Origin of the sequence: Paraburkholderia flava, assembly GCF_004359985.1 — a bacterium.
In the GTDB taxonomy this organism is placed as follows: Bacteria; Pseudomonadota; Gammaproteobacteria; order Burkholderiales; family Burkholderiaceae; genus Paraburkholderia; species Paraburkholderia flava.
In genome coordinates this window covers 2,002,395-2,015,444 of the sequence record NZ_SMRO01000001.1, presented here as the reverse complement: position 1 = coordinate 2,015,444, position 13,050 = coordinate 2,002,395, and the positions used below count along the sequence as shown (strand labels likewise).

Genomic DNA, 13,050 nt, shown 5'->3' with positions numbered 1-13,050 from the left:
GATGAATAATGTGAGCCCGCACACGCCGGAACGCGTGATCGAACACCTTGTCTGTTTGCGTGAATTTGATTCGTCGTGCGAGGACGGCGATTTTCGGGTGGATCGGCACAATGCGCGGATGGCCAGTTAGACCATCATTTGCACCGGAAACCTCGGGGGTAGCAGTGGATGTTGAGAAGCGGCTAGATCGATGATCGTTCTAGCCTCTGACACCCTTTATCTCAGGGTGTCGATTGAACAGATCGAGAAAGTGAAGTAACCATTTTCTGACCCATTTCGACAAACCCTCTTCGAATAGTTTATTAGCTACATAGGCTACGGCGACGGCAAACAGGATTATCGACAATGAGCCCCACCATGTATGTATGAAGCCCGCGTGTCCGGCCGTCAATATCGCCATTTCCAGGCCGTCGGCCGCGATTGGATGGAACAGGTAGAGCGAATAAGACACTCCGCCAAGCCATACCAGCATTCTCGGTACTTTCAATTCGATGCGCTTGCTGGCAAGCGCCATCACGATCAGCATGAATGGCAGCGGCACTCCCCACTGGTCAAGGCCGTTGAAAGTTCCATGCCATGAAAAGTCGTACCACAGCGCAAAGGTGATCGATGCGGCAAGCAATGCGTATGTCGCGACGGATTTTGGAAGCGCTATGTCGCTGTTGTATAAAAGGCCGATTGCGGCCCCAATGGCGAACTCCCAAATAATAGGGTTTGTGACCATCACGAAATATGCCCGCGAGAATCCGTTAGTCACCTGGATATTCAATCCTGCATGGCCTGTCATATGAATCGGCAGGATGATGAGGGTAAAAATAAACCACACAGCCAACGCTACCCATCTCAGTTTGCCGAACAGGAGAGATACGGCAAAGACAAGATAGAAGTAAATCTCGAAATTGAGAGTCCATCCGACAGCGTATGGCATGTCGAAGAATGGCGGCTTCGTTGCATCGTTCGGCAGGAACATCAAGCTCTTCAGATAGAGGCGCGAAAGATCCCACGACGAAAGCACGATTCCGAAGTGCGTCGGAGAAAGCATCAGATTCGCAATGACGGCCGCGACGTATACAGGCCAGATCCTCGCCAGCCGCTTTATCAGGAATGCGGCTGTGTAGCGAATGGAGCCATCGTTATGTGCTGTCGTGTAAGTCATGATGAATCCGGAGATCATGAAGAACAGATCGACACCTAGTGCTCCGGGAGTCATTGCCCGTTCTGCAAAAGCTTCATACGGCGTACCTCGTAGCACGACGCGGGCATGGCAGATGACAACAAGCAGCGCAGCGATACCGCGCAATGCCTGAATCCAGTCAAGTTCACGTTTCATTGTGGAGTGCGCCCGTCTGGTCGGGAAGATTTTGTATCTGAAGACCAACAATATACCAGCCAGCCCCAAGCGGGCTTTTCATTTCCGGGGCTTGCATGGATAACACGGCAGTCGTTGAGATCCATTGCGCCGGTGATCGTTTGGAGGATGGACAGCGCGTTATCAAGCCTATGCACTATCATTGTGACCCCGCTGGCAAATCGAAGTTTACGATACGAAGTTTCCAGGCGCCTGTATCGCTCGTCAATAGTCTCGAACGCTTCTGGAAGGGGCAACTCGGGTATTCACATGGCCTCGCGCTGGTCGACGGTTTCTATGAGAACGTGAAACGGCACTGCATGGAAGGCAGGGAATTGGAGCCCGGCGAAGAGAAAGAGAACATCATCATCGAATTTCGGCGCGAACACAGGCGAGCCGATGCTCATTGCCTGCTTGTGGTTGCACTGAACTGGTGCCGATGAGCCAGATCTACTTTCGTTCGCCGCAATCACCGACGAGCCGCCGCCCGAGGTTGCTGCGGCCGATCACGATCGTTGCATCAACCCTATCAAGGCCGAGCATATCGATGCGTGGCTCAACCCGACCCGTCGAATCTCGATGCACTGTACTCGACCTCCACGATCGCGAGCGGCCGCACTGTGAACATCGCTTGGCTGCACAGGGTGTGATGTAAGGCGACAAGACAATTGGGATGGGCAGAAAAACCCACACCTCGAAAATCGTCGGTAACGTCTCGATTTTTTCGGGCCAATGCTGGCTTGGTGGGCCGGGTGGGATTCGAACCCACGATGTCCTTTCGGAGGCGGATTATGAGTCCGCTGCCTGCAACCAGCACGGCGTCCGGCCCGAAACGAAAAGACCCGGCGGAGTCCGGGTCTGCGTTTATAGACTGCGCGCCATGGTACACGAAAAAGGGGCCTCCGTGGACCGCCTCGCTTGCGCGAAACGACCGGGAGGCCCCTATGCCGCGACGTCAGTCGCAGCGTGCGATCAATTGCCTTCGAGGAACGATTTCAGCTTGTCCGAACGGCTCGGGTGACGCAGCTTGCGCAGCGCCTTCGCCTCGATCTGACGGATCCGTTCACGCGTCACGTCGAACTGCTTACCGACTTCTTCGAGCGTGTGATCGGTGCTCATCTCGATACCGAAACGCATCCGCAACACCTTCGCTTCGCGCGGCGTCAACGAGTCGAGCACGTCCTTCACGACGTCGCGCATGCTCGCATGCAGCGCTGCATCGGCCGGTGCGACGGTGTTCGTGTCCTCGATGAAGTCGCCGAGATGCGAATCGTCGTCGTCGCCGATCGGCGTTTCCATCGAGATCGGTTCCTTCGCGATCTTCATGATCTTGCGGATCTTGTCTTCCGGCATCTCCATCTTCTCGGCGAGCGTTGCCGGATCCGGCTCGAGACCGGTTTCCTGCAGGATCTGCCGCGAGATGCGGTTCATCTTGTTGATCGTTTCGATCATGTGAACCGGAATCCGGATCGTGCGCGCCTGGTCGGCGATCGAACGCGTGATGGCCTGGCGGATCCACCACGTCGCGTACGTCGAGAACTTGTAGCCGCGCCGGTATTCGAACTTGTCCACCGCCTTCATCAGGCCAATGTTGCCTTCCTGGATCAGATCCAGGAACTGCAGGCCGCGGTTCGTATACTTCTTCGCGATCGAGATCACGAGACGCAGGTTCGCTTCGGTCATCTCGCGCTTCGCCTGACGCGCCTTCAGTTCACCCGCCGCCATCTGACGATTGGTTTCCTTCAGGTCCTTCAGCGGCAGCACGACACGCGCCTGCAGATCCAGCAGACGTTGCTGCTGTTCGCGGATCGCCGGGATGTTACGCGTGAGAATCGCGCTGTACGCATGCCCCTCGGCAACGATCTTCTCGGACCATTCGAGATCCGTTTCGCTGCCCGGGAAACGCGCGATGAATTCCGCGCGCGGCATGCCGCACTTGTCGACGACCGTATGCAGGATCTGCCGTTCGACCTGACGCACTTCGTCCACCTGCGCACGCAGCGTGTCGCACAGACGCTCGACGGTACGCGCGGTGAAGCGGATGCTCATCAGTTCGTTCTGGATCGTTTCCTGCGCCTTCAGGTACGACTTCGACTTGTAGCCTTCCTTCTCGAACGCGCGGCGCATCTTGTCGAACCATTCGCTGATCGACGCGAATTTTTCGAGCGACGCGCGCTTGAGGGCTTCGAGCTGCGCCGCATTGGCCGTGGCCTGCGCGGTGCCGTCGTCGTCTTCCTCTTCTTCCTCGTCGGCTTCCTCTTCTTCGGTCTCGTTCTCGATCTCTTCCGCTTCCTGCGCGGAGAAGCCGTCGGCGTCAGCCGCGTCGGCATCGATCAGACCGTCGACGAGTTCGTCGATGCGGATCTCTTCGTTCGCGACGCGCTCGGCATTCGCAAGAATTTCCGCGATCGTCGTCGGGCACGCGGAGATTGCCATCACCATGTGCTTGAGGCCGTCTTCGATACGCTTCGCGATTTCGATTTCGCCTTCGCGCGTCAACAGCTCGACCGTGCCCATTTCGCGCATGTACATGCGGACGGGATCGGTCGTGCGGCCGAATTCGGAATCGACGGTGGACAGCGCGACTTCCGCTTCCTCTTCGACTTCATCGTCCGACGAAGCCGCCGGCGCGTTGTCGTTCAGCAGCAGCGTTTCGGCATCGGGCGCCTGCTCGTACACAGCCACGCCCATGTCGTTGAACGTGCTGATGATGCCTTCGATCGCTTCGGTCTCGGCAAAGTTGTCCGGCAGGTGATCGTTGATTTCGGCGTGCGTGAGGAAGCCACGCTCCTTGCCGAGCTTGATCAGCGCGCGCAGTTTCGCACGGCGCTCTTCCAGTTCTTCGACCGTGCCCGGCTGCGCGGACGCGAACGCGTCCTTCAGCAGCGCCTTTTCCTTCGCGCGACGATCACGTGCCTTGGCCTTTTCGACCTTGCCGGGAACGGCAACGGCAACGGGTTCTTCGCTCGGGGTTGCTTCGTCATCGACGGATACTTCGTTCAGCTTTTTCGTCATGGAGTTCGCCGTACTGGCTGTAGTCTCGACTCGCGGCTGCTGGACAACAGCCGGTTGAACCGTGGATACTGGAGTCTCGCGCGCTGCCGCATCGTCCTGCGCGGCAGCCGCTTCCCTTGCGCTTCTGGAACTCGGCCGCTTCGCAGCCGGTTGCACAGCTTTCGCCGAGGCCTTGGCCACGGGTTTTGCCACGCTTTCCGGTGCCGCTCGCGCGGCGGATACGGTCGAGGGTTTCTTCCTTGATGCAACAGGCGCTGTACTTTCGGCTGACGTTTTTTTCACGGAAGTAGCAGATCTGGCCTGTGTGACCGTTCTGGTCGGCTCCTCAGAGCCCTTGCCTGTCGCTTTCTTTCCGCCTGTAGTCTTTGCCATTGCAATTCGCCTTTTGCCTTGGAAAACAAACCGCTGAAAACCTTTAATTATAGCACCTCGGTTTCAGCCCCTCCCTGCTTACAGCCCGAGCTGACGTTTCATGTCAGCCCGCTTCTGATTCAAGTCCGTCAGTTCCGCGAAATCCTCGGGGGTATGCTTCGACTGCCGCGAGAGCTGTTCGAGCCGGTCGCAGCATGTGTCGTAACGCATCTTCAGGATCGCCGCCTTCAGTTCCTCGCCCGCCAGCCGTTCGTGTTCGCGGCGCTCCTCGATGACGGCGGCGTCTTCCGGATTCTTCAGTAACAAATCCCGGACGTTTTCATCATAGTCCAGAATTTCGCGAAAGATTTCCTCGAAGGTGGGGGCGTTTGCCCCGTTTCGCAACAGGTCCGACAGCAGCTGGAACTCGGCGGATTCACCGAGTGCGCGCGCATGCGTCGCGACCTCTTCGAACAATTCTCCGTGGCGCGTGATCGTCACCAGCGCCTGCTCCGCGTCGTCATCGAGCGCAATCACGATACGCGGATGCATGACAAGGTTGCGCAATGCGCGCTGCTCGATACCCGTGACGCTGCGACGATCCTTGCGCGCCGGTGCCGTACGCGCCGCAGCCGCGATCCGCGCATCGACCTCGCACAGCGCCGCGACTTCCTCGAACGGTATGTCGAGCCGGTCCGCGAACATATGCATGATCTGCGCCCGCAATGCATTGGCGGGCAACGCCTGCAGCAGCGGCTTCGCGTCGAACAACGCGCGAGCACGCCCTTCGGGCTGATCGAGTTCCTTACCGGTCAGCACTTCGTTTAGCAGGAACTGCGACAGCGGCATCGCGCGCTTGACCTGCTCTGCAAATCCTTCCGTACCGAACTCGCGCACATAGCTGTCCGGATCGTGCTCGGACGGCAAAAACAGGAAGCGGATCGTCCGGTTGTCGGCCGCGTGCGGCAGACACGCGTCGAGCGCGCGCCGCGCCGCGCGACGCCCGGCCGAATCGCCGTCGAAGCTGAAAATCACCGTATCGGTCTGACGCATCAGCTTCTGCACGTGAATCGGCGTGCACGCGGTACCGAGTGTCGCCACCGCGTTCTGGAACCCCAGTTGCGCCAGCGCGACCACATCCATGTACCCTTCGACCACCAGCACGTACTGCTGTTCGCGAATAGCCAGCCGGGCCTCGAACAGCCCGTACAGTTCGCTACCCTTGTTAAATAGCGGCGTTTCCGGCGAATTCAAATACTTGGGCTCGCCCCCATCCAGCACCCGTCCGCCGAAGCCGATCACCTGCCCCTTCACGTTGCGGATCGGGAACATGATCCGTTCGCGAAAGCGGTCGTAGCGGCGCGACTGACCTTGCGCGTCGGACTTTTCGCTGACGATCACAAGCCCCGCTTCGACCAGCGCGTCGTCCCGATAGTTGGGGAACGTAGCCTCGAGGTTCTGCCAGCCGTCCGGCGCATAGCCGAGCCCGAAGCGCGCCGCGATTTCACCGGTCAAGCCCCGCTTTTTCAGATACTCGATCGCGTTCGGCGCACCGCGCAACTGCTTGCGATAAAAGTCGCACGACGTCTGCATGAGATCCGACAACGCCGTCGTCACCGCCTTCGATGCCGCCGGCGCATAGCCTTCGCCGCCCCCACCGCCACGCATCGGCGACGGCTCGCGCGGCACCGTCAAACCTACCGACTGCGCAAGCTCGTCCACCGCTTCCGGAAACGTGAGCCCGGCATGCTCCATCAGAAAACCGATCGCGGTACCGTGCGCGCCACACCCGAAGCAGTGATAGAACTGCTTAGTCGGACTAACGGTGAACGAAGGGCTCTTCTCGTTATGAAACGGGCACAGCCCCATGAAATTCGCGCCGCCCTTTTTCAACTGCACATACCGTCCGACCACGTCGACGATATCGACGCGGGTCAGCAGGTCCTGCAGGAACGAGGGTGGAATCACGGTGTACGACGATGTCCCGAAATACACGGGCCACGCGGCTCCGACGAGCCGCGTGGCCTCAAAAAGGTTTACTTGCTGAGCGCTGCCTTGACCTTGGCGGACACGGCGGTCATGTCGGCACGGCCTGCGAGCTTCGGCTTCAGAACGCCCATGACCTTGCCCATGTCCTGCGGACCGGCGGCACCGGTCTGCGCGACGGCAGCGTCGACCTCGGCGGCGATTTCCGCGTCCGACATCTGCGCCGGCATGTACGCACTCAGCACCGCCAGTTCGCCCTGCTCCTTGCTGACCAGGTCGTCGCGACCGGCCGCTTCGAACTGGCTGATCGAGTCCTTGCGCTGCTTGATCATCTTGTCGATCACGACGGTGATCGCTGCGTCGTCGAGCGTCACGCGATCGTCGACTTCACGCTGCTTGATTGCCGCGAGCAGCAGACGGATCGTGCCGAGACGTTCGGTCTCGCGCGCCCGCATCGCGGTTTTCATATCGTCGCTGATCTGATCCTTGAGGCTCATTCGTCACCTGGTGCGTTGGAGGGTTGCAGCAATCTCGAAAAGCCAGGCGCATCAACACAAAAACCCGCTTGAGAACACCTCCAAGCGGGTCGGCGCAATTGCGCGTAGTGGATGCGGCCTTACCATGACGGCCTCACAGGCCTGGCTGTTCCGCTTGCGGTGCCGAGGGCACCGCCGGTTGCCGGTTTGTGGATACGTCGCCGGTAGCCGGAGCCGCGGCAACGCCAGAATCAGTAAAACTTCTTTGGCAGCATCTGGCTGCGCAGCCGCTTGAAATGACGCTTTACCGCCGCCGCCTTCTTGCGCTTACGTTCGGCCGTTGGCTTCTCGTAAAATTCGCGCGCCCGGAGTTCAGTCAACAAGCCGTTTTTCTCGATCGTGCGCTTGAACCGGCGCATCGCGACCTCGAAAGGCTCGTTTTCTTTTAAGCGGATCGTCGTCATTTTTCAATAACGGAGCTTGGCAAAGATTGACGATTATAGCAGACGTTCTGCACAAAGACACGGTCGAGTCAAGCCCCCAGCGTATAGTCCGCTGCCGCCTGTCCGGCAGCCACGCCGGATGCCCATGCCCATTGGAAGTTGTAGCCCCCCAGCCAGCCGGTGACGTCCACGGCCTCGCCGATAAAGTACAGCCCGGGCACGCGAGCACTCATCATCGTCGCGGACGACAGCTCCCGCGTATCGACCCCGCCCTTCGTCACCTCCGCCTTCCGGTAGCCTTCGGTGCCGTTCGGCGTCAGCGTCCAGCGCGACAACGCATCGCCGATGCCGCGCAACGTCCGGTCGGGCAGATCGGCGACCCGCGCGTCGGCGGCGATCCGGTGCGTTTCCAGCCAGACCTGCGCGAGCCGCGCGGGCACCCATTCGGCGAGCAGGTTCGCAATCTGGCGCTTCGAGCCGGCCTTCGCCTCCAGCAGCGATGCGACGGCATCCTGCTCGGGCAGCAGATTCACGTGAATCGGCTCGCCGGGCTGCCAGAAGCTCGATAGCTGCAGCACGCCTGGACCCGACAGGCCGCGGTGGGTCAGCAGCAGATCCTCAACGAACTCGCCGCCCGTCTTCTTTGCACCGGTATTGAGCCGCACCTCGAGCGATACGCCGGACAGCGCCGCAAAAGGCGCCCAGTCGGCTGCGGCGAAGGTCAACGGAACGAGCGCCGGGCGTGTGTCGATCAGCTTGTGCCCGAACTGTTTCGCCAGACGATAGGCGAAGTCGGTTGCACCGATCTTCGGAATCGACAGGCCGCCCGTTGCAACGATCAGCGCGCGGGCGCCGATCGGGCCTGAACCGGTATCGAGCGTAAAACCGCCGTCCGCGTTTTGCCGCACCTGCTCGACGGCGAGCGGCCGGCGCCACGCGATACCGCCTGCGTCGCACTCGCTCTTGAGCACGTCGATCACCGCATCGCTCGACTGGTCGCAGAACAGCTGGCCCTTGTGCTTCTCGTGCCATGTCACGCGATAGCGCTTGAGTAGCGTCATGAAATCGCGCGGCGTATAGCGGGCCAGCGCGGAACGGCAGAAGTGCGGATTAGCCGACAGATAGTTCGCAGGCCCGGCGTGCAGATTCGTGAAGTTGCAGCGGCCGCCGCCCGAGATGCGGATTTTCTCGGCAAGTCGCGGCGAATGGTCGATCAACACGACGCGCCGGCCAAGCTGGCCGGCCACCGCCGCGCACATCATGCCGGCCGCCCCCGCGCCGATCACGGCAATATCGAAAGATTCCATGGCGCGCATTGTACCTGCGGCCCCACCCCCTCACTGCTATACTTTCAGGCTTCCCTCAGACCTTGCGGCACGCGCTCCTCGCAGCCGCCCAGCCCACGAATCATGCTCGTTCTCGGTATCGAAAGCTCCTGCGACGAAACCGGTCTCGCGCTCTACGACACGGAGCGGGGCCTGCTCGCTCACGCGCTGCATTCGCAGATCGCGATGCACCGGGAGTACGGCGGCGTGGTGCCGGAACTCGCGTCGCGCGATCACATTCGCCGTGCGCTGCCGCTGCTCGAAGACGTGCTCGCGCGCTCGGGCTGCGCACGCGAAGCGATCGACGCGATCGCGTTCACGCAAGGGCCAGGACTGGCCGGCGCGCTGCTGGTCGGCGCGAGCATCGCCAACGCGCTCGCGATGGCCTGGAACAAACCGACGATCGGCATTCACCACCTCGAAGGGCATCTGCTGTCGCCGCTGCTGGTCGACGAGCCGCCGCCGTTCCCGTTCGTCGCGCTGCTGGTGTCCGGCGGCCATACGCAGCTGATGCGCGTTACCGATGTCGGCGAATACGAAACGCTCGGCGAAACGCTCGACGACGCAGCCGGTGAAGCCTTCGACAAAACAGCCAAACTGCTCGGCCTCGGTTACCCGGGCGGCCCGGAAGTCTCGCGACTCGCCGAGTTCGGCACGCCAGGCGCCGTCGCGTTGCCGCGCCCGATGCTGCATTCGGGCGACCTCGATTTCAGCTTCAGCGGTCTCAAGACCGCGGTGCTGACCCAAGTGAAGAAGCTCGGCTCCAATCTCTGCGAGCAGCCCAAGGCCGACATTGCGCGTGGTTTCGTCGATGCAGCCGTCGACGTGCTCGCGGCGAAGTCGCTGGCGGCGCTCAAGCGCACGCAGTTGAAGCGGCTGGTGGTGGCGGGTGGTGTCGGTGCGAACCGGCAACTGCGCGAGGCGCTGTCGGCGGCCGCGAAGAAACGCGGGTTCGACGTGCATTACCCGGACCTGTCGCTGTGCACGGACAACGGCGCGATGATCGCGCTGGCCGGCGCGCTGCGTCTGCAGCGCTGGCCCGCGCAGGCAAGCAACGACTACGCGTTCACGGTGAAGCCGCGCTGGGATCTGGCATCGCTCGCGCGCTAGCCGCGTCACAGCGAACGCCCTTCAAAAAAATGGCCGCTCATCGAGCGGCCATTTCTTCATCACGACAACCGTATAACCAACGCCCAGATCAACGCACGCGCTTGTCGTGTTCGATCAGCGCATACGCGCTGTGGTTGTGGATCGATTCGAAGTTCTCGGCTTCGAGCACATACGCGACGACCCGCTCATCCGCATTCAATCGCTGCGCGACATCGCGCACCAGATCTTCGACGAACTTCGGATTTTCATACGCACGCTCGGTGACGAACTTCTCGTCGGGGCGCTTCAGCAGACCCCACAGTTCGCACGATGCCTCTTCTTCCGCGATCCGGATCAACGCTTCCACCGGAACGTCGCCGGCCAGTTCGGCGTCGATCGTCACGTGCGAGCGCTGGTTGTGCGCGCCGTACTGCGAGATCTTTTTCGAGCACGGGCACAGGCTCGTCACCGGCACCAGCACCTTCAGAAACACCCGCGTCGTCCCGTTGCGGGTTTCGCCGGTCAGCGTGACTTCGTAATCGAGCAGGCTCTGCACGCCCGATACCGGCGCCACCTTGCTGACGAAATACGGAAACGACACTTCGATACGACCCGCTTCGGCTTCGAGCTTCTCGAGCATCGACGCGAGCATCGAGCGGAACGCAGCGACGTCGAGCGGCGTGCGGTTCTCTTCGAGCAGCGCGACGAAGCGCGACATGTGCGTGCCCTTCTGGTCGGCGGGCAGATGGACATCGAGGTTCCACATACCGACCGTGTGCTGCACGTCGCCGGCTTGCGTACGCACGGTCACCGGATGCCGCACCGCCTTGACGCCGACCCGCTGGATCGGAATCTGGCGTGTGTCGAGCGTGCTTTGCACGTCGGGCATCACGAAGGCGGGATTCATCTGGTTCATCTTCTTGTCCTCATTGGTCGCACGGCGATGTGAATATAACGTCGCACGCGGCAATCTATTCCATTACGCGGGCAAAGGCGAAACGGCAAACGCCGGCAGATGCCGGCGATGCATGACGGGCCGTCAGGCCCATCGACTCAAGCGGGGATTGTTATGTCAGCGAAGACCGGGCGAAGCCGGCCATCTCACTTGTGCAATCAGGCGACGCGCTTCACCGACTTGCCGGCCGCATGATCCACGAAACGCTCGCGAATCGACTTCGCGATGCCGGCACCGTCGAGGCCGCATTCCGCCAGCAGCTTCGCGGGGTCGCCGTGATCGATGAACCGGTCGGGCAGGCCCAACTGTAGCACCGGCCGCATAACCCCACTCTCCAGCAGGGCTTCGACGCAGGCCGAACCCGCGCCGCCCATCACACAGCCTTCTTCGACCGTGACGATTGCGTCGTGGGTTTCTGCGAGCTGGCGGACCAGTTCGGCGTCGAGCGGCTTAACGAAGCGCATGTTCGCGACGGTCGCGTCCAGTTGCTCCGCGGCGGCGAGCGCCGGCGCGACCATCGTGCCGAACGCGAGGATCGCGATGCGTTTGCCGGCGGCTTGCGACGTCTCGCGACGCACTTCGCCCTTGCCGAGCGGCAGCGCCACCATCTGCTTGACCGTCGCGACACCCGTGCCGGCGCCGCGCGGATAACGCACGGCCGTCGGATTCGGCTGCTGCAATGCCGTGTAGAGCATCTGACGGCATTCGTTTTCGTCGGACGCGGCCATCACCGTCATGTTCGGGATGCAGCGCAGGAACGCGAGGTCGTATGCGCCCGCGTGCGTCGCGCCATCGGCGCCGACGAGACCCGCACGATCGATCGCGAATACCACCGGCAGGTTCTGCAACGCGACGTCGTGAATCAGTTGATCGTATGCACGCTGCAGGAACGTCGAATAGATCGCGACCACCGGCTTCATGCCGTCGGCAGCGAGGCCGCCCGCGAACGTCACGGCGTGCTGCTCGGCGATGCCGACGTCGAAATAGCGATCCGGGAAGCGCTTCTCGAACTCGACCATGCCGGAGCCTTCACGCATCGCCGGCGTGATGCCGACCACGCGTGCGTCGAGCTCGGCCGCGTCGCACAGCCATTCGCCGAACACGTGCGTGTAGGTCTTCTTGCTGGGCGCGGTGGACGGCTTGATGCCTTCGGCCGGATTGAACTTGCCGGGACCGTGATACAGCACCGGATCGGCCTCGGCGAGCTTGTAGCCCTGGCCTTTCTTCGTCACGACGTGCAGGAACTGCGGACCGCGCAGTTCCTTGATGTTCTGCAGCGTCGGGATCAGCGAATCGAGATCGTGACCGTCGATCGGCCCGATGTAGTTGAAGCCGAACTCTTCGAACAGCGTAGCCGGCACGATCATGCCCTTCGCGTGTTCTTCGAGCTTGCGTGCGAGGTCGAGCATCGGCGGCGCGACGCGCAGCACGCGCTCGACGCCAGCGCGAGCCGCTGCGTAGAAACGGCCGGACATCAAACGTGCGAGATGGCGATTCAACGCGCCGACCGGCGGCGAGATCGACATGTCGTTGTCGTTGAGGATCACGAGCAGCGGGACGTCGTCGGCCACGCCCGCATTGTTCAGTGCCTCGAAGGCCATGCCCGCGGTCATCGCGCCGTCGCCGATCACGGCGATCGAATAGCGCCCTGCGTTCTGCAGCTTCGACGCGACGGCCATGCCGAACGCGGCCGAGATCGACGTGCTCGAATGCGCGGTGCCGAACGTGTCGTATTCGGACTCGCTGCGACGCGGAAAACCGGAGATGCCGTCGAGTTGACGCAGCGTGTGCATCTGTTCGCGACGGCCCGTGAGAATCTTGTGCGGATACGTTTGATGACCCACATCCCAGACGATCCGGTCGCGCGGTGTTTCGAACACGTAATGCAGCGCGATCGTCAGTTCGACCGTACCGAGATTCGACGACAGGTGGCCGCCCGTTTGCGAAACGCTGTCGAGCACGAAGGCACGCAACTCGTCTGCGAGCGGTTGCAGCTGGCGACGATCGAGGCGGCGCAAGGCCGCCGGGTCGTCAATGGTTTTCAGCAAGTCGTACATCGTCG

At 61.5% G+C, this 13,050-nt stretch carries 10 protein-coding genes and 1 tRNA gene; 2 read left to right on the top strand and 9 right to left on the bottom strand.

The window, feature by feature from the left end:
- Positions 1–199: 199 nt before the first annotated feature.
- Entirely contained in the window at positions 200–1,330 is a 1,131-nt protein-coding gene (locus E1748_RS08900; protein ID WP_133646722.1) for an acyltransferase family protein, read from the bottom strand.
- A 95-nt stretch (positions 1,331–1,425) separates the two neighbouring features.
- Here E1748_RS08900 and E1748_RS08895 point away from each other — a divergent pair, with 95 nt between their 5' ends.
- A complete protein-coding gene (locus tag E1748_RS08895; protein ID WP_133646721.1) occupies positions 1,426–1,791 on the top strand; it encodes a hypothetical protein in 366 nt (121 codons plus the stop codon).
- Between the two features lie 298 nt (positions 1,792–2,089).
- On the opposite strand, the gene E1748_RS08890 is transcribed toward E1748_RS08895, so the two are convergent.
- From E1748_RS08890 to E1748_RS08865, 6 genes are all read right to left on the bottom strand, one after another.
- Positions 2,090–2,177, bottom strand: a tRNA-Ile gene (locus E1748_RS08890).
- Positions 2,178–2,320: 143 nt separating this feature from the next.
- On the bottom strand, positions 2,321–4,735 hold the full coding sequence (gene rpoD / locus E1748_RS08885) for an RNA polymerase sigma factor RpoD (protein ID WP_133646720.1): 2,415 nt from the start codon (positions 4,733–4,735) through the stop codon (positions 2,321–2,323).
- Between the two features lie 78 nt (positions 4,736–4,813).
- The gene (gene dnaG / locus E1748_RS08880) at positions 4,814–6,682 is read right to left on the bottom strand and encodes a DNA primase (protein WP_133646719.1); all 1,869 of its coding nucleotides are present in this window, start codon (positions 6,680–6,682) and stop codon (positions 4,814–4,816) included.
- A gap of 68 nt (positions 6,683–6,750) precedes the next feature.
- Complete coding sequence (locus E1748_RS08875; protein WP_133646718.1) at positions 6,751–7,197, bottom strand: GatB/YqeY domain-containing protein; 447 nt, start codon at positions 7,195–7,197, stop codon at positions 6,751–6,753.
- Positions 7,198–7,427: 230 nt separating this feature from the next.
- The gene (gene rpsU / locus E1748_RS08870; RefSeq protein WP_133646717.1) at positions 7,428–7,640 is read right to left on the bottom strand and encodes a 30S ribosomal protein S21; all 213 of its coding nucleotides are present in this window, start codon (positions 7,638–7,640) and stop codon (positions 7,428–7,430) included.
- 68 nt (positions 7,641–7,708) lie between these two features.
- Positions 7,709–8,926 carry a BaiN/RdsA family NAD(P)/FAD-dependent oxidoreductase gene (locus tag E1748_RS08865; protein WP_240766418.1) on the bottom strand — a complete coding sequence of 406 codons (1,218 nt, stop codon included), beginning with the start codon at positions 8,924–8,926 and terminating at the stop codon, positions 7,709–7,711.
- A gap of 102 nt (positions 8,927–9,028) precedes the next feature.
- On the opposite strand from E1748_RS08865, the gene tsaD reads away from it, so the two are divergent.
- Complete coding sequence (gene tsaD, locus E1748_RS08860; RefSeq protein ID WP_133646715.1) at positions 9,029–10,054, top strand: tRNA (adenosine(37)-N6)-threonylcarbamoyltransferase complex transferase subunit TsaD; 1,026 nt, start codon at positions 9,029–9,031, stop codon at positions 10,052–10,054.
- A gap of 88 nt (positions 10,055–10,142) precedes the next feature.
- Here the strand turns inward: tsaD and folE2 are convergent, their stop codons facing one another.
- Positions 10,143–10,949, bottom strand: coding sequence for a GTP cyclohydrolase FolE2 (folE2, locus tag E1748_RS08855; RefSeq protein ID WP_133646714.1), 807 nt, complete (start codon positions 10,947–10,949; stop codon positions 10,143–10,145).
- A 197-nt stretch (positions 10,950–11,146) separates the two neighbouring features.
- The gene (gene dxs, locus E1748_RS08850; RefSeq protein WP_133646713.1) at positions 11,147–13,045 is read right to left on the bottom strand and encodes a 1-deoxy-D-xylulose-5-phosphate synthase; all 1,899 of its coding nucleotides are present in this window, start codon (positions 13,043–13,045) and stop codon (positions 11,147–11,149) included.
- Positions 13,046–13,050 lie beyond the last annotated feature (5 nt).

Coding starts and splice junctions, on each gene's coding strand:
- E1748_RS08900 (WP_133646722.1), bottom strand. CDS start 1,330: ATGAAACGTGAACTTGACTGGATTCAGGCATTGCGCGGTATCGCTGCG.
- E1748_RS08895 (WP_133646721.1), top strand. CDS start 1,426: ATGGATAACACGGCAGTCGTTGAGATCCATTGCGCCGGTGATCGTTTG.
- rpoD (WP_133646720.1), bottom strand. CDS start 4,735: ATGGCAAAGACTACAGGCGGAAAGAAAGCGACAGGCAAGGGCTCTGAG.
- E1748_RS08875 (WP_133646718.1), bottom strand. CDS start 7,197: ATGAGCCTCAAGGATCAGATCAGCGACGATATGAAAACCGCGATGCGG.
- rpsU (WP_133646717.1), bottom strand. CDS start 7,640: ATGACGACGATCCGCTTAAAAGAAAACGAGCCTTTCGAGGTCGCGATG.
- E1748_RS08865 (WP_240766418.1), bottom strand. CDS start 8,926: ATGGAATCTTTCGATATTGCCGTGATCGGCGCGGGGGCGGCCGGCATG.
- tsaD (WP_133646715.1), top strand. CDS start 9,029: ATGCTCGTTCTCGGTATCGAAAGCTCCTGCGACGAAACCGGTCTCGCG.
- folE2 (WP_133646714.1), bottom strand. CDS start 10,949: ATGAACCAGATGAATCCCGCCTTCGTGATGCCCGACGTGCAAAGCACG.
- dxs (WP_133646713.1), bottom strand. CDS start 13,045: ATGTACGACTTGCTGAAAACCATTGACGACCCGGCGGCCTTGCGCCGC.